This is a genomic window from Frischella japonica, from assembly GCF_014489845.1.
GTDB classification, from domain to species: domain Bacteria; phylum Pseudomonadota; class Gammaproteobacteria; order Enterobacterales; family Orbaceae; genus Frischella; species Frischella japonica.
In genome coordinates this window covers 57,401-77,033 of sequence record NZ_JABURY010000004.1, presented here as the reverse complement: position 1 = coordinate 77,033, position 19,633 = coordinate 57,401, and the positions used below count along the sequence as shown (strand labels likewise).

17 protein-coding genes and 1 pseudogene are annotated in these 19,633 nt (G+C 34.2%); 3 read left to right on the top strand and 15 right to left on the bottom strand.

From position 1 onward, the window contains the following. Positions 1-184: 184 nt before the first annotated feature. The 9 genes and pseudogenes from FcAc13_RS01120 to tsaE all read right to left on the bottom strand — a co-directional run bounded on the left by FcAc13_RS01120 (position 185) and on the right by tsaE (position 9,941). The gene (locus FcAc13_RS01120) at positions 185-1,483 is read right to left on the bottom strand and encodes an adenylosuccinate synthase (protein ID WP_187754360.1); all 1,299 of its coding nucleotides are present in this window, start codon (positions 1,481-1,483) and stop codon (positions 185-187) included. A gap of 60 nt (positions 1,484-1,543) precedes the next feature. After that, the gene (gene hflC, locus FcAc13_RS01115; protein WP_187754359.1) at positions 1,544-2,524 is read right to left on the bottom strand and encodes a protease modulator HflC; all 981 of its coding nucleotides are present in this window, start codon (positions 2,522-2,524) and stop codon (positions 1,544-1,546) included. Positions 2,525-2,538: 14 nt separating this feature from the next. Further along, positions 2,539-3,750, bottom strand: coding sequence for an FtsH protease activity modulator HflK (gene hflK / locus FcAc13_RS01110; protein ID WP_187754358.1), 1,212 nt, complete (start codon positions 3,748-3,750; stop codon positions 2,539-2,541). Positions 3,751-3,770: 20 nt separating this feature from the next. Beyond that, positions 3,771-5,072, bottom strand: a complete 1,302-nt coding sequence (hflX, locus tag FcAc13_RS01105; RefSeq protein WP_187754357.1) for a ribosome rescue GTPase HflX — start codon at positions 5,070-5,072, stop codon at positions 3,771-3,773. A gap of 28 nt (positions 5,073-5,100) precedes the next feature. Continuing rightward, positions 5,101-5,352: an RNA chaperone Hfq gene (gene hfq, locus FcAc13_RS01100; RefSeq protein WP_187754356.1), complete on the bottom strand. Its 252-nt coding sequence runs from the start codon at positions 5,350-5,352 to the stop codon at positions 5,101-5,103. A gap of 422 nt (positions 5,353-5,774) precedes the next feature. After that, positions 5,775-6,698, bottom strand: coding sequence for a tRNA (adenosine(37)-N6)-dimethylallyltransferase MiaA (miaA, locus tag FcAc13_RS01095; protein WP_187754355.1), 924 nt, complete (start codon positions 6,696-6,698; stop codon positions 5,775-5,777). Between the two features lie 12 nt (positions 6,699-6,710). Continuing rightward, positions 6,711-8,660, bottom strand: coding sequence for a DNA mismatch repair endonuclease MutL (gene mutL / locus FcAc13_RS01090; protein ID WP_187754354.1), 1,950 nt, complete (start codon positions 8,658-8,660; stop codon positions 6,711-6,713). Between the two features lie 8 nt (positions 8,661-8,668). Next, positions 8,669-9,373 (bottom strand): annotated as a pseudogene (locus FcAc13_RS01085) (N-acetylmuramoyl-L-alanine amidase); the annotation flags it as partial. A gap of 82 nt (positions 9,374-9,455) precedes the next feature. After that, positions 9,456-9,941 (bottom strand): tRNA (adenosine(37)-N6)-threonylcarbamoyltransferase complex ATPase subunit type 1 TsaE, encoded by a 486-nt coding sequence (tsaE, locus tag FcAc13_RS01080; protein ID WP_187754352.1) that lies wholly within the window; start codon positions 9,939-9,941, stop codon positions 9,456-9,458. 82 nt (positions 9,942-10,023) lie between these two features. Between tsaE and tusB the strand changes: the two genes are divergently transcribed. Then, on the top strand, positions 10,024-10,296 hold the full coding sequence (tusB, locus tag FcAc13_RS01075) for a sulfurtransferase complex subunit TusB (protein WP_187754351.1): 273 nt from the start codon (positions 10,024-10,026) through the stop codon (positions 10,294-10,296). 112 nt (positions 10,297-10,408) lie between these two features. On the opposite strand, the gene ispC is transcribed toward tusB, so the two are convergent. The 5 genes from ispC to rlmE form a co-directional block, all read right to left on the bottom strand. Beyond that, positions 10,409-11,617, bottom strand: coding sequence for a 1-deoxy-D-xylulose-5-phosphate reductoisomerase (gene ispC, locus FcAc13_RS01070; RefSeq protein ID WP_187754350.1), 1,209 nt, complete (start codon positions 11,615-11,617; stop codon positions 10,409-10,411). Between the two features lie 177 nt (positions 11,618-11,794). After that, the gene (gene glmM / locus FcAc13_RS01065) at positions 11,795-13,132 is read right to left on the bottom strand and encodes a phosphoglucosamine mutase (RefSeq protein ID WP_187754349.1); all 1,338 of its coding nucleotides are present in this window, start codon (positions 13,130-13,132) and stop codon (positions 11,795-11,797) included. A gap of 116 nt (positions 13,133-13,248) precedes the next feature. Further along, complete coding sequence (gene folP, locus FcAc13_RS01060) at positions 13,249-14,085, bottom strand: dihydropteroate synthase (protein ID WP_187754348.1); 837 nt, start codon at positions 14,083-14,085, stop codon at positions 13,249-13,251. A 65-nt stretch (positions 14,086-14,150) separates the two neighbouring features. Further along, positions 14,151-16,061, bottom strand: a complete 1,911-nt coding sequence (gene ftsH / locus FcAc13_RS01055) for an ATP-dependent zinc metalloprotease FtsH (protein WP_223064495.1) — start codon at positions 16,059-16,061, stop codon at positions 14,151-14,153. Positions 16,062-16,139: 78 nt separating this feature from the next. Further along, positions 16,140-16,766 carry a 23S rRNA (uridine(2552)-2'-O)-methyltransferase RlmE gene (rlmE, locus tag FcAc13_RS01050; RefSeq protein WP_187754347.1) on the bottom strand — a complete coding sequence of 209 codons (627 nt, stop codon included), beginning with the start codon at positions 16,764-16,766 and terminating at the stop codon, positions 16,140-16,142. Between the two features lie 103 nt (positions 16,767-16,869). On the opposite strand from rlmE, the gene yhbY reads away from it, so the two are divergent. Beyond that, positions 16,870-17,166, top strand: a complete 297-nt coding sequence (yhbY, locus tag FcAc13_RS01045; RefSeq protein WP_187754346.1) for a ribosome assembly RNA-binding protein YhbY — start codon at positions 16,870-16,872, stop codon at positions 17,164-17,166. Positions 17,167-17,208: 42 nt separating this feature from the next. Here yhbY and greA read toward each other — a convergent pair whose 3' ends face one another. Then, positions 17,209-17,685: a transcription elongation factor GreA gene (gene greA, locus FcAc13_RS01040; RefSeq protein WP_187754345.1), complete on the bottom strand. Its 477-nt coding sequence runs from the start codon at positions 17,683-17,685 to the stop codon at positions 17,209-17,211. Positions 17,686-17,973: 288 nt separating this feature from the next. On the opposite strand from greA, the gene FcAc13_RS01035 reads away from it, so the two are divergent. Further along, entirely contained in the window at positions 17,974-19,608 is a 1,635-nt protein-coding gene (locus tag FcAc13_RS01035) for a hypothetical protein (protein ID WP_187754344.1), read from the top strand. The last annotated feature ends 25 nt before the right edge of the window (positions 19,609-19,633 follow it).

Sequence of the window (19,633 nt, the reverse complement as noted above, 5' to 3'; positions counted from 1 at the left end):
ATGCGCATTATAACGATCTTTTCGCTTTCTTCAACTGCTATTTCGATCTTTTTTTATCAGTTGATTATTGTTTGTGCAATACTAGTCATTTATGATTAAAATGCAATCACATTGAGTCTTTTTTGCTAATTTAAAATAAAAAGGCATCTTATAAAAATGCCATTTTTTTATTTATTGTCGTTTTTTATACTTCAAATGGATCACGTAAAATCATTGTTTCTAAACGATCTGGTCCAGTAGAAATAATATCAATTGGTGTTTCTGTTAATTCCTCGATACGTTTGATGTAATTTTTAGCCGCTTGTGGCAAATCACCAAAAGATTTTATGCCAAATGTCGATTCGCACCAGCCAGGAAGTGTTTCGTAAACAGGCGTTACAATACCCATTTCTTCCGCTGATGATGGTGCAACTTGAATGATATCACCGTTAGGTAGTTTATAACCGACACAGATTTTGACTTCTTTCAACCCATCAAGTACATCAAGTTTAGTTAAACAAAAGCCTGAAACAGAATTTAGTTGAATTGCTTTACGAATCGCTACAATATCTAACCAACCAGTACGACGTCGACGCCCTGTTGTCGCACCAAATTCATTTCCCTGCTTACATAGATATTCGCCAACATCATCAAATAATTCAGTAGGAAATGGACCTGCACCAACACGGGTACTATAAGCTTTTACAATTCCTAAAACATAGCCAACATATCGAGGTCCAAAACCAGATCCAGTAGCAACGCCACCGGCAGTAGTATTTGAAGATGTCACATAAGGATAAGTACCGTGGTCAATATCAAGTAAAGTTCCTTGTGCACCTTCAAACATGATTTTTTCGCCATTTTTGCGTGCTAATTCTAACAATGTTGGGACATCAGCGACCATTGCTAACAAGATATCTGCTACAGCTAATATATCATTAAGCACTTTTTCGTAACTTACAGCATCTGTCTTATAATAGTTAACTAATTGAAAATTATGATACTCCATAATTTCTTTCAATTTTTCAGCAAAGAGTTGACGATCGTTTAAATCACCCACGCGCAGCCCTCGACGAGCAACTTTATCTTCATAAGCTGGACCAATACCACGTCCAGTAGTTCCAATTGCTTTTGCTCCTCTCGCTTTTTCTCTCGCATGGTCCAAAGCAACATGATAAGGTAAGATTAACGGACAAGCTTCAGAAATCAACAATCTTTCTTTAACTGGTATACCTTTACTTTCAAGCTCTTGCATTTCTTTCATAAGTGCTTCTGGAGATAGCACCACACCATTAGCAATAATACTAATCACATTTGATCGTAAAATCCCAGATGGAATGAGATGTAAAACAGTTTTTTCTCCATTGATAACCAACGTATGACCTGCATTATGCCCACCTTGATAGCGAACGACATATTTTGCTTTTTCAGTCAATAAATCAACAACTTTGCCTTTACCTTCGTCACCCCATTGTGTTCCCAATACAACAACATTATCACTCATGTTTACATACTCATTTTTATTAAAATTAATATCCTACTGCTAAAAAGATTTTAGCAACAATTATTTTCTATCAGATTTGATATTTGTATCCAATTTCATATAGTTAAAAAACTCACTATCTGGGCTAATAACCATAATATCATTTCCTTTGAAACTTTCCTCATAAGCTTTTAAACTACGAATAAAGTTATAAAATTCCAAATCTTTACTAAACGCTTCAGCATAAATTCTTGCAGCATTGGCATCACCTTCACCACGTATTGTTCGCGCCTGTTTTTCAGCCTCAGATAGAATTTTTGTGGCTGTTAATTTAGATTGTGCTCGAATTTCTTCTGCTTTTTTATAACCTTGGAATCGCTTATCCCGCGCAAAAACTTTTCGTTCTTCGCTCATTCTATCATAAATAGATTTAGATACTGCAGCAGGAAAATCTATTTGTTTGATGCGAACATCAATAACTTCAATACCAAATGCTCTCATACTCGTGATATTTTCGGCATCAATTTGCGATTGATTCACTTGATAATCACTTGAAACACCTTCAATATCCTTATTTTTTTGCTGTTTCCCATTTAAAGCATCTTTCACTCTTAACATTAATGAATTACGCGATTTAGTTTCAGCATTTGAATCGTTAATAATATCATTAATATCTAGTTTACCAATTTCTGCTCTTAAACGCCCATTGAGTCTAGCCATTAATAAATCTTCGATACTGTTACCACCGGCAATAGTTTCATAATAGCGATTGAAATTAGTAATTTTCCACTGCACAAAGTAATCAACTATAAGGTAATTTTTTTCTCTGTTTATAAACTTTTGTTCGACACCATTATTGGAACTACCAGTAGTCTGAATTTTGGCATCAACAATCCGGACATTATCAACACCAGGTAATTTAAAATGTAATCCAGGTTCTGATAAGGCAATAATTTTGTTAAAGCGAAGTACGATACCACGAGTACCTTCTTCAACAACATAAACAGATGAAAATAGTATACCAATTAAAATGATAACGATAGGAATTATAATTTTGCGCATTATCTTATTTCTCCTTATCGTCCTGTTCGGGTAGCTGTACTAACACTACGAATGTTATTCGTGTTATCAGTGGATGACGAATTTTGGGTAGACTGTGTCATCGTTGAATTTAACGGGGAACTGGCATTAATATGATTATCAATAGCACTATTTGAATTATATTGATCGTTTTTCATTTCACTATTATTATTTCGGGCCTTTAACATTTGTTCTAACGGTAAAACGAATAAATTACCACTTTTATCGTTCACCAATACTTTATTGGTATTACCTAATACTCGCTCCATTGTTTCTAAATATAACCGAGCTTTAGTGATTTCTGGTGCGTTTTTATATTCTGGTAATAGCTTGTTAAAACGCGCTACATCTCCTTCAGCTTCCAATTCCACCTTAACACGATACGCATTAGCGTCGGCAAGAATCTTGGCTGCTCGTCCTTCTGCTTCTTGAACTGTTTGTACTTTGTCTGCCTCTGCTTTTTTGATTTCTCTTTCGAGATCTTCTCGCGCGCGATTAGCATCATTATAGGATTCTTGTACTTCTTCAGGTGGTCGAGCTGATTGGAAATTCAAATCAACTATTGTAATTCCCATATCATAGTTTGATATTGTATCAACTAATTGTTGTTTAGTTCGAAATTCTATTTCTGCACGTCCATCAGTTAAAATAGCGTCCATATTAAAACTACTTACTTCCGTGCGTAATGCGCTATCAGCAGCTTGTCGAAGACTATCTTCTACCGATTTTACATTGAATAGATATTTAATTGGATTGACAATTCGATATTGGACATTCATTTCTACGAATACTAAGTTTTCACCAGCGGTAATCATAAAACCATGCACGTTAAAATTTCGAGTACCTTGCGTATCAACCAAATAATATTTATCAATTAAAGACGGTTTCCAATTTAGACCAGGCTGTATTATCTCAGGCTGAACTTTACCAAAACGAGTAATTACACCTCGTTGACTCTGATTTACTGTATAAAAACCACTAATAAACCAAAGTGCTATAATCACAATTAATATCGTACCAAATAACATTGAGAGATTAAATGGAGCCTTGACATCTCCAGAATGACCATTGTTTGACATCCCTTTTTTTAGTAGTTTATTCAGTTTATCTAGAAAATCATCAACGATGTTATTTGTTTTTTTTCGATTGTTATTATTACCCCATGGATCATTATCTTGTCCGTTATTGCCGGGCTGATTCCACGCCATATATTATTTGCTCCGTCTAACTATTGTCTATTTTTGGGTTGATTATTAATTAAGTATAATAAATCAGGTTGTTGTTTACATAGTCGGTTCCATTCAATTAATGGTATTCTAATATTTAAACAAAAACTCCCATCTTTATTAACTTTCTCATGCACTATAGCATTTAATTCATAAAAACGACTACGTAACCGACTTAGATAAACCGGTAAATTAATTTGGCAAGTGTATATCTGCTTACCTAATCGCTCTTTTAATGCAATTAATAATAGATCTAATCCTACCTTATTTTGTGCAGAAAGCCAAACACGAAATGGTACCCCATTTCTATCGCGATCTATTGATGCTTCTTTTCCATCCAATAAATCAATTTTGTTCATTATCAGCAAAGTGGGGATTTCATGGGCATTGATTTCGGCTAACACATCATCAACTGCATGAATATTATCGATAAGGTTATCATCAGCAGCATCAATAACATGTAACAACAAATCAGACTCTTTAGTTTCAAGTAAGGTTGCTTTAAAAGCAGCAACTAAGTCATGAGGTAAATGACGGATAAACCCAACTGTATCGGCTAATACCACATCACCTACATCTTTAACCTTAATACGCCTAAGTGTTGGATCTAAGGTCGCAAAAAGTTGATCGGCAGTAAAAACATCCGAATCAGTTAATGCATTAAATAGTGTTGATTTACCTGCATTAGTATAACCAACAAGAGATAAAGTTGAGAGATCGGCTTTAACCCTAGCTTGACGATTTTGAGAACGTTGTTTTTCGACTTTTGCAAGGCGACTCAGAATCAGGTGAATGCGATGTTTAATTAAGCGTCTATCCGTTTCTAATTGTGTTTCTCCAGGTCCTCTAAGACCAATTCCCCCTTTTTGTCGTTCAAGATGTGTCCACCCTCTTACCAAACGAGTAGAAATATATTGTAATTGAGCTAGCTCAACTTGTAGTTTGCCTTCATGAGTTCGCGCTCTTTGCGCAAAGATATCTAATATTAAACCCGTTCTATCGACAACACGACATTCACATAAATTTTCTAAATTTCTTGCTTGTGTTGGTGTCAAAGAATGATTAATTAAAATAACTGATGCCTCGTATTGCCTAACTAAATCAGCAATTTCTAGAGCTTTGCCTTCACCAATAAAATATTTAATTTGCGGAGATTTGCGAGACGTGGTGATGATATCGAGAATTTGGATTTGAGCTGAGGATACAAGAACCTCAAACTCTTTTAAATCCTCGATATCATTTTCATGAGGAAAAAACACATGGACAAGTAGGGCTTTTTCACCACCTTTATATCGTTCAAACAACTATGTGTACCTGAATTAGGATAACAAGTTAATCTGAATTTTCACTTGCTTCATTTGACTGTATAAGTGAATTAGAAATCGGTCGTGATGGTACGACAGTGGATATAGCATGTTTGTATACCATCTGACTAACCGTATTTTTCAACAAGATAACAAACTGATCAAACGATTCGATTTGTCCTTGTAATTTAATACCATTAACTAAATAAATTGAAACCGGAATGTGTTCACGGCGCAATAAATTCAAATAAGGATCTTGTAGAGATTGCCCTTTTGACATGTAATTTTCCTTTTTTGTTACTAATGAGAAACTAAAATTGTTTCAAAAACTCAATTAGCTATTTCTGAGCTTTTGTGTGATCCAAATTATCATAAAAAAATAGAATCTTAAACACTTGATCTAAAAATTTCTCAGAAAAAACTAAAATTTATCTTATTTCGTATAAATATTATAAAATAATTTATTAGTTTTTCATTAAATATTGATTTATATCAAAAAAATAATATTGCGAATAACAACAATTTATTCAAATTAGATATAGACATATAAAATTTTTAAAAAATAAATATATTTTTTTTAAATATTTAAACTATAAAAATACAATACATTATTTTATAAATATTTTCCGTTAAAATAATGATAAACAATGCTAATTTAGTGTAAATTATTTAGGCTAAGTTTACGTTAATAAGTACTTAAACTTATATAAATTGTTCATTTATTAACCTATTAAAGGTTTGATAATCATCACTATTCAACCAATTAATCTGATGTTTCCATCCTCTTAACCAAGTAATTTGTCTTTTGGCCAATTGCCGTGTAGCACATATTCCTTGATAAACCATTTCGTCATAATTGATATCACCTGATAAATATTGCCACATTTGTCGATAACCAACACAACGCATTGACGGTAAATCAAGATGTAAATCTTTACGAAGCATCAAATATTTAACTTCTTCGGCAAAACCTTGTTCCAGCATTTTTAAAAAACGACGTTCGATTCGCTCGTGTAGTAATTTTCGATCATCACACGCTATTGCACATTGCAAAACATTAAATGGCAAGTTTTGACCTTTGTCTTCCGTCAATTCAGTCAATGTCTTACCGGTTATTAAATAGACTTCAAGTGCTCGATTTAGGCGTTGTGGATCATTAGGATGAATTCGTGCTGCAGAAATAGGATCAACTTTAACCAATTCTTGATGAATTGATTGCCAACCATAGTGGTTGGCCTTTTCTTCTATTTGCTTTCTAATCACCTCATCAGCAGGTGGTAAAGGTGATAAACCATCTAATAAAGCTTTAAAATAAAGCATTGTGCCACCGATTAAAAGCGGTATTCTGCCTTTAGCTAGTGATTTATTGATTTCCGTAATAGCATCTTCACGAAATTCTGCTGCAGAATAGCTTTCACTAGGATCTTTTATATTAATCAGTTTATGAGGATACTTTTTTAATTCTTCTTGCGTGGGTTTGGCGCTGCCAATGTCCATCCCCCGATAGATTAAAGCGGAATCTACACTAATAATATCAATAGGAAAATCCTCGCAAAGAGCCATAGCTAATGCGGTTTTTCCAGAAGCAGTCGGACCCATCAGAGTCAAAATTTGCGGTTTATTCATAATACAAAAAAACTAATTGAATAGCATGATAGTGGGAGAAAAATCAACTGGCTGAATAATTTCAGACAAATTATGTAATTGATAATCTAATTGTTCCAATTCAGTTAAAATTTGAATGGCCTTAGGAATATTCCAAATTGTTTGGCATTGTTCTTCATTTTGAAAATGATGTTCAATTAACCAGTCGATTATTGATTGTTCTTGATTAATTAAAGCAAGTTGGGCTGATAAAAAATAAATTAAATCTGGTAACAACTGCTGCCAATTTGCTTTACGCATTAATTTTGGTACCGAAATCAATTGTAGTTTTGCATTCTCAAAATGAAATTGAAAGCCAAATTTTTCTAATTTAGGTTGAAACTGTTTGATAATCTGTTGTTCTTTTGTAGTTAACAATATCGATAACGGAATTAATAATTGTTCAATCTCTAACGCCGTATTATTAGCTGAAAGAGAAACTTTAAAGAGTAGATGCTGAGCTTTTTTTAAGGATAATAGACTAATCGTTTGTTGTTGCTCATGGTTTTTTTCCAACAAAGCAAATTCATTATTGATAATGGTTAAAACTCGTCCTAATTGAGTTGCTAACGCAACATTAGTTTCATTTTTTAGTAAACGCAATGGTTCACTATGTTTTGGAAACAGCGATTCAATAATAGCTTGTTGTTCTGGAGAGACTGGTTTTTTGCTACTTCGATATGTCGCTGGCGTTTGTTGAATTAACTGCCCGTAAATTTTATTTTCATTTATATGCGAAAATTTTTTTGGCTGTACTAAATGATTATAATCAACATTCTGATTATTTAGGATTATCGATTCATTATGTGGGGATGTTTTATCAAAAATACTTTGCCCAGCAGCGCTACGAGTATCACATTTATAATTTACATGGGCATTCACCTCTTCTGCTGATTCAGATGATGAATCTACCTTTGCTGTTGGCTCTAATGTTCTTTGTTTTTCTTGTTTTAAAGCCATGACCATTGCCTGATAAACAAAATCATGAACTAATCTTGCTTCATGAAATCTCACTTCATGTTTAGCCGGATGGACATTCACATCGACCTGATGAGGATCTAATTGCAAATAAATAATATAACTTAATGTGTGATCAGTTGATGTTAATAAAGACTTATTTGTCTCTTGAAAAGCCTGTTTTAAGGCATGATTAAGGAGTCTGTCTTTAACAACTCGTCCATTAACATAAAAATATTGTAATGGTTCTTGACCTATATTCGTAGCAATCCAACCGTTTATGCAAAGATCATCATGTTGCCAAGATAATTTAATCGCCTTTTGCATAAAGGTGGTACCGCATATCGTAGCAACGCGTTTTTCGATCTGATCTGGCGATTGAGTAACACGATACTGCTTAACGAATTTACCATTATGTTGGAGATTAAAAATAACATTAGGATACGCTAAAGCAATTCGACGCACAACTTCGTCAATATGAGAGAATTCGGTTTTTTCTGTTTTTAAAAATCGTCTTCTGGCCGGCGTATTATAAAAAATATCTAAAACTTCAATAGTTGTACCCTTTGGATGAGCCGTCGGTTTGATAACAGGTAACATATCACGACCTTCAGCATAAACTAGCCAAGCATCAGTTTGTGATTCTGGTTTAGAAATTAATGTAAGTCGCGAAACTGAACTAATACTGGCTAATGCTTCGCCTCTAAAACCTAAACTCATTATGGCTTCTAAATCATCAAGACAACTAATTTTACTGGTTGCATGTCTTGCTAATGCTAAGGCTAATTCCTCTTTAGCTATGCCTGATCCATTATCTCTCACTCGAATTAATTTACAGCCACCCTGCTCAATATCAATATCTATCTGATTTGCTCCAGCATCAATACTATTTTCAATAAGTTCTTTAATAATCGAAGCTGGGCGTTCAACAACTTCCCCCGCAGCAATTTGGTTTGCCAGTTCTGCCGGTAGAATTTGAATAGCCATTAATGCTTTTCCTTATTGATAGGATTTTTCTTGATATAGTTTTTAAGACCTTTATAAATTGCTTGAGCGATTTTGTCCTGATGAGCTGAACTTTTTAATAATTTCTCTTCACTGAGATTAGAAATAAATCCCACTTCAACTAGTACAGAAGGAATATCAGGTGATCGCAAAACGCCTAAACTTGCATGTTCAGGTTCTTGTTTATGAATTGCTACCACTTTATTCATCTCTTTTAAAATTTCACATGCCAAACTATATCCGACAAGTTGTGAATTTGAAAATTGTAAATCAAGAATTGCCTGGCTTAAAAAAGGATGGTTTTTATCGCCGGATAAAGCATCACCAGCACCACCTAATAACTCAGACTGTTTCTCATGCTTTTCTAACCAGCGACCCAATTCAGTATCGGCACGTTTAGTTGATAGTACCCAGATCGAAGCGCCTTTCGCACGACGATTCGGCGCGGCATCAGCATGTATAGAAATCAATAAATCAGCTTTGTGATTTCGTGCAATTTCTGACCGTTGAAACACTGAAATAAATGAATCATTATTACGGGTCAAAATAGCGCTTATCTGCGGGTCTTTATCAATTAATGCTTTGAGTTTTTTGGCAATGGAAAGAGTTACCGTTTTTTCATAAAGCTGTTGTTGCCCTACTGCACCCGAATCTTTTCCTCCATGCCCTGCGTCAATTGCTACAACCACTTTGGCATAAACCGAACAGCACATCATTAATGTGATAAAAAACAATAATAGCTTTTTGATAACTTTATTCATAGTTTAATCTAACTTTCTAATCATCCACAATTTTATGAGCAATTATTGATTGACCTTTATCAGATAAAGCATCAATAATCACATTTCGAGCAAGATTTTCATAACTTAGTTGAATTTTAATATCAGCATCAGGTAAAATCTCTATCGCTTGACTTGGCCATTCAACTAAACATATACATCGTTTAGCAAAATAGTCTCTTATCCCCATAAATTCTAATTCTTCTGGATCTACCAAACGATATAAATCAAAATGATAGACTGAAAAATCATTAAAATCATAAGGCTCAACAAGCGTATAAGTAGGGCTTTTCACATTTCCTTTATGACCAAGAGTTTGTAAAAAGCCTCGGCTCAATGTCGTTTTACCTGCCCCTAAAGTACCTTCTAAATAAATAATAATTGGTCCATTATGGTGGTTTAAATAATCCAAACAGCCTAATGCAAGTTGTTTACCTAAATTAAGGGTATCTTGTTCTTCATTTAATCGTATTATTGGTGACATTTTACATTCTCTATTGGACTCTTAATTGTTATTATAGAAGAATAGTATCCATTTAGGAAATGTTTAACTTTTTAGCCAAACTATGACACTACATACCATCGCAAAAACAACAGTTAACACCAATTTGATTTTACCCAATGATGTCGTTTTATTCTGGCAAGATGGCGTCATTCTAGCATTAAAAAATAGTGTAATATTAAAGCAAATTCTTTCTATCACACCATATTGTTATGCATTAAGTAATGATATACTCGCTCGTGGATTAATATCACTCATTGATCAACAGGTAGTAATCATTGAGATGGCTGATGTGGTTCAATTAACCGTACAGCATTCTCCACAATTGGCATGGTAACGTATAATCCAATTCTTGTTGATTACATTTACACAAATTTTATTGTTGGCCAATTGCAATCTATCGGATATCTTTTATACTATTAACCTTGATGAAAGGTCAATTATCGTTGTTAATATTTGTTTTTAATAATTTCACTGCAAAGTTTACGAGCCCAGTCATCAATCATAAATACTTCATCAATAGATTGAGGTTCAGTAAATGTTAATTGATTAAGTACTTGCGCTACTGTTGCTGCAATATCTACAAATCCAATTTTTTCCGCTAGAAATGCTGCTACGGCAATTTCATTAGCAGCATTCAAAGTAGTGGTCGCTGCTTGACCTGATAGGGATGCTTCAATTGCTAATTTTAAGCACGGATAACGATTAAAATCAGGCTCTTTGAAAGTAAGTTGTGATAATTTCATAAAATCTAAAGATGGTACGCCAGAATAAATCCGCTCTGGATAAGACATCGCATAAGCAATAGGAGTACACATATCTGGATTACCTAACTGAGCAACCACACTACCATCATAATAACGCACCATTGAATGGATAATTGATTGTGGATGAATGATAATTTCCATTTCATGTTGACTAGCATTAAACAACCAACGAGCTTCAATGTATTCTAATCCTTTATTCATCATAGTTGCGGAATCGACCGAAATTTTTGGTCCCATAGACCAATTAGGATGAGCAGTAGCTTGCTGAGGGGTCACCTGTTTTAACGTAGCAATATCTCGGTCACGAAAAGGGCCACCTGAACCGGTCAATACAATTTTATTAATACCAAACTGAGCTAATGATGCAAACCCCAATTGATGTTGAATCGAAGCAGGTAGACATTGATAGATAGCGTTGTGTTCACTGTCTACCGGTAATAATTGAGCTTGATAGTGTTTTACTGCTCGCATAAATAAGTGCCCGCACGTCACCAATGCTTCTTTGTTGGCTAATAAAATACGTTTACCTTTTTCTATAGCGGCTAAAGTTGAACGTAGCCCAGCTGCACCAACAATAGCCGCCATCACATAATCAACTTCAGGTATTTGCACTAAATCACAAATGGCTCGTTCACCAGATAATATCTCAATATCAAGATTTAAGGCATTAACAGATTGTTGTAGTATTTTAGCTGCAGCGATATCAGCCATTGCTACATATTTGGGTTTAAACTCAACACATTGTTCCAACATTTTTGATACATTTTTACCGCCAACCAATACATAAGCCTTAAATAAAGTCGGATTATGACGAATCACCGATAGCGTACTACAACCGATAGAACCTGTTGATCCAAGAATAGCGATTTTTTTGGGTTTTGTTTCATTCATATTATTCAAAATAACAAACGTTAGTAGCTGCTGAATGGTTCTTCACGATATTTAAAAACGCCATCACAAGCAAAGAGATAATTTTATATTATTAAATAAACTTAATTTAATCAAAAAGTTAAATTATTTCGTTTTACTATAATCGGAAAAATCCATAACTCTTAAAAAAATAAAATTTTATTGACATGCTTTTATTACTTCAACAATGCGTTGAGCATAATCGGTCACTAAATCACTATCATGGCCTTCAACCATAACCCGAATTAAGGGTTCTGTCCCTGATTTACGTATCAATACTCGCCCTTTATCAGCTAATGCGGTTTCCACTTCTTGAATAATATTTTCAACTTGTGGATGATTCAATGGATTGTTAGCCATAGTAATACGTACATTCATTAGAACTTGTGGCATTAACTTCATACCACAACTTAAATCTGCCAAGGACATTTTATTTCGAATCATAGCAGATAAAACTTGTAAGCCAGCAATTATACCATCACCAGTAGTCGTTTTATCCAATAATAAAACATGTCCAGAATTTTCTGCACCGAATCGCCAATTATTTTCGACTAATTTTTCTAATACATAGCGATCACCAACTTTAGCTCGCACAAAAGGAATTCCTAGCTCTTTAAGACCAATTTCCAGTCCCATATTACTCATTAGAGTACCAACAACGCCACCTTTAAGTTGACCATTGCGGAGTGCTTCACGTGCAATTATATAAATAATCTGATCACCATCGATTTTATTACCTTGATGATCAACCATAATAATACGATCTCCATCACCATCAAGTGCAAATCCTACATCAGCTTTTTCTTCCAAAACCTTTTCTATTAAAGCATTAACATCCGTTGCACCACATTTTTCGTTAATATTCATACCATCAGGAGTACAGCCAATCTTAATCACTTCAGCACCAAGTTCTTTTAATACATTGGGAGCAATATGATAAGTCGCGCCATTAGCACAATCGACAACAATTCTTAGTCCGGCCAAACTAATTTCATGATCAAATGAGCTTTTACAAAATTCGATATACCGCCCAGCAGCATCGGTGATTCTACTCGCTCGTCCTAAATTTGCTGACTCAACACAAACCAGAGCTTTTTCGAGCTCTTCTTCGATTAATATTTCAATATCATCTGGTAATTTTTTACCTTCAGTGGAAAAGAATTTAATACCATTATCATAAAATGGATTATGAGATGCAGATATCACAACTCCTGCGTCAGCACGAAAAGTACGCGTTAAATAAGCAATAGCCGGAGTAGGCATCGGTCCAGTAAAAGCGGCAGCAACACCAGCGGAAGCAAAACCTGCTTCTAAAGCAGATTCCAACATATAACCAGATATTCGGGTATCTTTACCAATTAAGACTTTCCCTACACCATCTTTAGCTAAAACACGACCTACTGCCCAACCTAATTTTAGAGCAAAATCGGGAGTAATAGGATATTCTCCGACTTTACCACGAATACCATCCGTACCAAAATATTTTCTATCAGACATTCCTACCACTCCTTGTTAAATAATACTTTAGTCGACTCATTACAGTTAATAACAATAAATTAACAACGTCTTTTTAGCAATCTTGTTTTCATTAATTTAATCTAAAAATTAATGAATTAATCTTGCTCTGCTAGTGTTGCTTGAACAAGTCGTAACGCATCGAATGTCTCTTTTACATCATGGACACGAAGTATTTGTGCACCATTCATAGCAGCAATAACAGCACAAGTTATACTGCCAATCGTTCTTTCTAAAGGAGGAACATTAAGTACTTGTCCAATCATTGATTTACGAGACATACCGACTAAAATTGGCAAACCAAAATGATGAAAATCTGCCAACTTTGCTAATAAACGATAATTATGTTGCAAAGTTTTTCCAAAACCAAAACCTGGGTCGAGAATAATTTTTTGTCGCTCAATGCCAGCTTCGATACAACGTTGTATATGCTGAGTAAAAAATTGATTAACATCTTCATAAATATCATTTTCATAATAGGGTGCTTGTTGCATTGTTTGTGGATCACCTTGCATGTGCATCAAACATACAGGTAGTCCCGATTGTTGCGCTGCTTCCAATGCACCCGGCATTGTTAACGCCCTAATATCATTGATTAAGTGAGCACCGACCTTTGCAGATTCAGTCATAACCTGCGGTTTTGAGGTATCAACAGAAATCCAAACATCATAATATGTTGCAATTCTCTCAACAATGGGGATGACTCGATCTAGCTCTTGATCAACTGAAACTTCAGCTGCACCTGGTCGGGTAGATTCACCACCCACGTCAATAAAAGTAGCACCTGCTTGCACCATTTGATCTACCCGACGCATTGCTGCATCAATAGTATTATAATGACCTCCATCAGAAAAAGAGTCTGGTGTCATGTTCAATATTCCCATTACATGAGGAAACGTTAGATCCATCGTATGCTGATTAAATTTAATTTCCATAACATTATCACTTTAAATAAATTATAAAAAAACGCGCTTGAGCGCGTTTTCTATTATCAAATTAATTAGTCTTCGTCTTTTGACTCATCCTTTGATGTGGAATGAGTTGAATCAGCCAATTCACTATTTGTTTCATTCAGTGTTTTCCTGGCGGTTTGTTCATCTTTCTCTGTCCAATCATCTGGTGGTGTCACAGGTTTACGATGCATTAATTCGTCAATTTGTTTAATACCAATTGTTTCATATTTTAACAATGCATCTTTCATTGCATGAAGAATATCAATATTATCAGCTAAAATCTGTTTTGCTCGGTTATAGTTACGCTGAATAATCGCATCAACTTCCTCATCGATGATTTTAGCTGTACTATCAGAAATCTTTTTCAACGGTCCATAAGACGATTCTTCATACTCAAATAATACCGGTGGTAAACGTTCAGAGAAGCCCCATTCTGTCACCATAGCTCGTGCAATTCTTGAAGCATACTGAATATCACTTGATGCACCTGATGTAATTTTATCTTCGCCATAAATCAATCCTTCGGCGATTCTACCTGCATAAGCTGTTGAAATTTCTGATTCAAATTGCGTGCGACTTTTACTTATTTGATCGCCTTCAGGTAAAAAGAATGCAACTCCTAATGCTCGACCTCGTGGAATAATGGTCACTTTATGCAATGGATCATGTTCTGGTACTAAATAACCGACAATCGCATGCCCAGCTTCATGATACGCAGTATTGGTTAATTGTTCTGTCGTCATTGATAACGAACGACGTTCCGTTCCCATATTAATTTTATCTTTAGCATCTTCGAAATCATCCATACTAACTAGACGTTTGTTACGACGAGCGGCAAATAATGCGGCTTCATTTACTAGGTTAGCAAGATCGGCACCTGAATAGTTGGGCGTTCCACGCGCTAAAATAGATAAATCAACATTATTATCAAGAGGGACTTTACGAACATGTACGGCTAAAATTTGCTCCCGACCTTTCATATCTGGTAAACCAATTTGTACCTGACGATCAAAACGTCCTGGTCGCAATAGAGCACGATCAAGAATATCCACGCGGTTAGTTGCAGCAATGACGATAATTCCGCTATTTGCTTCAAACCCATCCATTTCAACTAGCATTTGATTCAATGTTTGTTCACGTTCATCATGCCCACCCATTGAACCGCCACCGCGTTTTCGGCCTACCGCATCAATTTCATCTATAAAAATGATACACGGAGCATGTTTACGGGCTTGCTCAAAAAGATCTCGCACTCGTGAAGCGCCAACACCAACGAACATTTCCACAAAATCTGAACCAGATAAACTAAAAAACGGAACGTTAGCTTCACCTGCAATCGCTTTGGCTAATAATGTCTTCCCTGTCCCTGGTGGTCCAACCATTAAAATACCTTTAGGTATACGACCACCTAATTTCTGATATTTACTTGGATCACGTAAAAAATCAACGACTTCTGTTACTTCCTGCTTAGCTTCTTCACTGCCGGCAACATCAGTAAATTTCGTTTTGATTTGATCAGGGGTAAGCATTTTTGCTTTACTTTTTCCAACCGACAACGGCCCACCTCTGCCTCCACCTTGCATTTGCCGCATCATGAAGAGCCAGAAACCTATTAACAGGATAATTGGAAACCATGAAATTAATATGGTAATAAATATATTACTTTTTTCAGCTGGTGTACCAAATGTTGGTACGTGATTAACATTCAATACATCCATTAATTTAGGATCTTGATAAGGAATATAAGTCACGTAACTGTTATTATTTTTAGTGATGGCCTTTATTTCTTTACCATCAATATGAACTTCTTTAAGTTTACCGCTAATAATATCCGTATTAAATGTTGTATAATCCACTCTTTGAGTATTGCCTGACATTAAATTAAATTGATTAAAAACAGCAATTAATACAACAGCAATAACACCCCAAATTAGCAGATTTTTTACCATGTCGTTCAAAAGAAAAACCCCTCAAAAATAATGGATTATGCTAGTATTAAAATAAAGCACAATAGTACTACAAAAAAAAACAACTGGCTACTTTCTACCTGATGCAACAATGTAAACTTCTCGCGATCTAGCACGAGATGCCTCTGGTTTACGAATTTTAACCACTCTGAACATTTCACGAATTGATTTCAAATATTGTTCGAAACCCTCTCCTTGAAAAACTTTAACAATAAAACTACCATTCGGTGCCAAGACATCACGACACATATCTAATGCTAATTCAACTAAATACATAGCTCGAGGGATATCCACTGCTGGCTGTCCACTCATATTCGGCGCCATATCAGACATTACCACATTAACCTTTTCTTCACCGACTCTTTCCAATAAAGTTGTTAATACAGCTTCATCTCGGAAATCACCTTGTAAAAAGTCAACACCTACGATAGGATCCATAGGTAATAAATCACAAGCAATAATTCTGCCTTTATTGCCAATCACTTTAGCAACATATTGAGACCATCCACCAGGGGCTGCGCCTAAATCTACTACGGTCATACCAGTTTTAAATAATTTATCAGTATTTTGAATCTCTTCTAATTTAAACCAGGCTCGAGAACGTAATCCTTTTTTCTGTGCCTGTTGGACAAATCGATCTTTAAAATGCTCATTTAACCAACGTGTTGAGCTGGCTGATCGTTTTTTATTACTCACGCTAAATCCTTAATTTATATTCACATTGGTGAATAACCATTGAATTTCTGTATTATATAAGGGTAGAATATCAAAAATACAACCCTTAATGATAGTAAATTAAATGAATTTATCGAATAAACAGAAGCAATATTTAAAAGGTGAAGCCCATCATCTCAAGCCTCTCGTGATGATTGGAGCAAACGGATTAACCGAAGGCGTAATGGCTGAAATTGAAAATGCCCTTACTTACCACGAATTAATTAAAGTAAAAGTTTCAGCAGAAGATCGTGAAACAAAAAAATTAATTTGTGAAGCTATTATTCGTGAAAGTGGTGCAACACAAATCCAACTCATCGGTTCAATTCTCACACTATTTAAACCAAGTAAAGAACAAAAAATCAATTTACCAAAAGCCTAATTTAATGTTTTAAAAAAATGCCGCTTGATGCGGCATTTTTTGTTAAATATAATCAACCTTTAAGATATCAAATTCCACATCACCGCCAGGCGTTTTAATCGAAACGGTATCATCCACTTCTTTACCAATCAACCCTCGTGCAATGGGTGAATTTACAGAAATTAAATTTTGTTTAAAGTCAGCTTCATCATCACCAACGATACGATAAGTTATCTCTTCATCATTATCAATATTTAACACCGTTACTGTTGCACCAAAAATCACTCGACCAGTATTTTTCATTTTAGTTATATCAATAATTTGTGCTTGTGACAATTTCCCTTCTATTTCTTGAATTCGACCTTCACAAAATCCTTGCTGTTCACGTGCGGCATGATATTCTGCATTTTCTTTCAAATCGCCATGAGCCCTTGCTTCAGCAATAGCGGCAGTAATTTGTGGTCGTTTAATATTCTTTAATTCTTCAAGTTCTGCTCGTAACAGTTCGGCGCCTTTAACTGTCATTGGAATCTGTTGCATAATAATCTCACCTTTAATATTTATTCCTTATAAAATCAATTTAAATTCAATCGCTGAATTTCAATAAGCAATAAAAAAACGCTCCCTTGTAAAAGGGAGTGTTGTATGTAATCTTTTAATCAATATATTAGCGCGTATTTTTGATAAGGCAAGTAATAATATATTACATAAAGTAACAATAACTTAATTAAATTAAATTAAATATGAACTATCAATTTTATCTCAAAAAAAATCGCGTATAATAATTATTATCTAAAAAACAATTATTATAATTTATATCATATCTATATGTTTAATCGTATAAAATTTTTTAGTTTTATCGCCCTATTATGGTTTGGTATTATTTTACCGTATTTTTTCTTACAAACGACTTGGGGAGCAAAATATGCAGGGCAAATATTATCTCATTTAATCCCCGATTATGAATTTTCGATTGGAAAAGTTTCTCATTCCATTACTCATCCTTATGAAATTACCTTTGAAAATATTCGCATTCAAAGTAAAACTCAAGCAAATAATTTCGATGCTGAAAAATTAATCGTTGGTTTAAACACAAACGACTTATTCCAATATCATACATTTAATTATCTATTTATTGAAAATGGTGATATTCACATTTCGTCTAATATACAAGATGATTTCGACGCTCAGATATTATCACTCAAAAATGTTTCAATTAATTATGAAAATGCAACTGAAAATACAAACATTAACTTAACTAATATCTATGGTGGGGTTGAACCTTGGAATTCACAGCTTTTAAATAAAGACATTAATAGCCGGTTCAATTTTACCGTTGAAAAAGCTAGTTATAATAATTGGCATTTAGATTCATTGATTATCCAGGGTAACCAAACTGATCGTCAGCTCAATTTCATTAATTTTGGTGGTAATATTGCGCAAAGTGCTATTATAGGGAAAGCAAGTATACTTGCCGATCATTCTTTATTAATTGATCAGTTAAAAATTAATAAATTTAATTATCAGGATAATTTTGATAATCAATTAGCTAAATACTTGACGAATATACCTAAAATAACCATAAAAAAATTGTCTATTTTAAATAGCAGCTTAAAATTACCTGATGTTACTATTGAAAAAGGTAATTTGGAGATTACTCACCTTAATTACAATCAAGGTTGGCAGATAGATAAATCTGATTTAACCTTTAATGCCGAAAGTTTAATATTATATGATCAACAGTTTGATAACCCACTTTTACAATGGCATTCTAATGATAATCAGCTCACTATAGAAAAAGCCATTGCTATCTGGAATAAAGGGAATTTTACTTTTTCTGGTAATATACAAAATAAAATATTGAACGTTAATTCCCTGATTGCTTCTGGAATCCATTATGAACTACCGAATAACTGGTATAATTCATTAACAAAAGTTAATGGATTTAATGAACTTTTTACCCATATTAAGATTAAGCAATTTACTTTAATGCCAAGTTTAATTATTTCAACTGACCCGTTTTTACCTTTTCAATTTAATGCATTTGAAACCTTTGGAAAAAATGTTGAGATTCTGTCTAACGCTAATACGCTTAAATTAACTGGAACGGTGTCAATTAAAGCGGAAAATGGTATTTTAAATCGAGTAAAATTAGAAAAGCCCGACTTGATATTAAACTTCAAACCCATTTGTACTGATTTAACATTTAGTAGTTTAGTCGAAAGTGGATTTTTAGAAGGAAAAGGATGTTTAACAACAAAAGAAGTACAATCATTCACGATTAATGCACATGGGATAAATAGTAAAATTCTTTCCGCCTGGCATATGGTTAGAAACCCTTTGGAATCGGAAAAATTTACGACTGAGTTAAATGGTACATTATATCCTTTAAATTTAGATGGCGTATTAATAATTGATAATGATCGTTACATAATTAGCAAAAATATAATGCTCGACCATTGATTTACTAAATTTAAGCACTATTGTT

What these genes read in the sequence shown, in the direction of transcription:
- mutL (WP_187754354.1), bottom strand. Translation starts at nt 8,660, where the DNA reads ATGGCTATTCAAATTCTACCGGCAGAACTGGCAAACCAAATTGCTGCG.
- hflK (WP_187754358.1), bottom strand. Translation starts at nt 3,750, where the DNA reads ATGGCGTGGAATCAGCCCGGCAATAACGGACAAGATAATGATCCATGG.
- greA (WP_187754345.1), bottom strand. Translation starts at nt 17,685, where the DNA reads ATGCAACAGATTCCAATGACAGTTAAAGGCGCCGAACTGTTACGAGCA.
- yhbY (WP_187754346.1), top strand. Translation starts at nt 16,870, where the DNA reads ATGAATTTATCGAATAAACAGAAGCAATATTTAAAAGGTGAAGCCCAT.
- FcAc13_RS01035 (WP_187754344.1), top strand. Translation starts at nt 17,974, where the DNA reads ATGTTTAATCGTATAAAATTTTTTAGTTTTATCGCCCTATTATGGTTT.
- ispC (WP_187754350.1), bottom strand. Translation starts at nt 11,617, where the DNA reads ATGAATGAAACAAAACCCAAAAAAATCGCTATTCTTGGATCAACAGGT.
- hflC (WP_187754359.1), bottom strand. Translation starts at nt 2,524, where the DNA reads ATGCGCAAAATTATAATTCCTATCGTTATCATTTTAATTGGTATACTA.
- glmM (WP_187754349.1), bottom strand. Translation starts at nt 13,132, where the DNA reads ATGTCTGATAGAAAATATTTTGGTACGGATGGTATTCGTGGTAAAGTC.
- folP (WP_187754348.1), bottom strand. Translation starts at nt 14,085, where the DNA reads ATGGAAATTAAATTTAATCAGCATACGATGGATCTAACGTTTCCTCAT.
- tusB (WP_187754351.1), top strand. Translation starts at nt 10,024, where the DNA reads ATGACACTACATACCATCGCAAAAACAACAGTTAACACCAATTTGATT.
- FcAc13_RS01120 (WP_187754360.1), bottom strand. Translation starts at nt 1,483, where the DNA reads ATGAGTGATAATGTTGTTGTATTGGGAACACAATGGGGTGACGAAGGT.
- tsaE (WP_187754352.1), bottom strand. Translation starts at nt 9,941, where the DNA reads ATGTCACCAATAATACGATTAAATGAAGAACAAGATACCCTTAATTTA.
- miaA (WP_187754355.1), bottom strand. Translation starts at nt 6,698, where the DNA reads ATGAATAAACCGCAAATTTTGACTCTGATGGGTCCGACTGCTTCTGGA.
- hfq (WP_187754356.1), bottom strand. Translation starts at nt 5,352, where the DNA reads ATGTCAAAAGGGCAATCTCTACAAGATCCTTATTTGAATTTATTGCGC.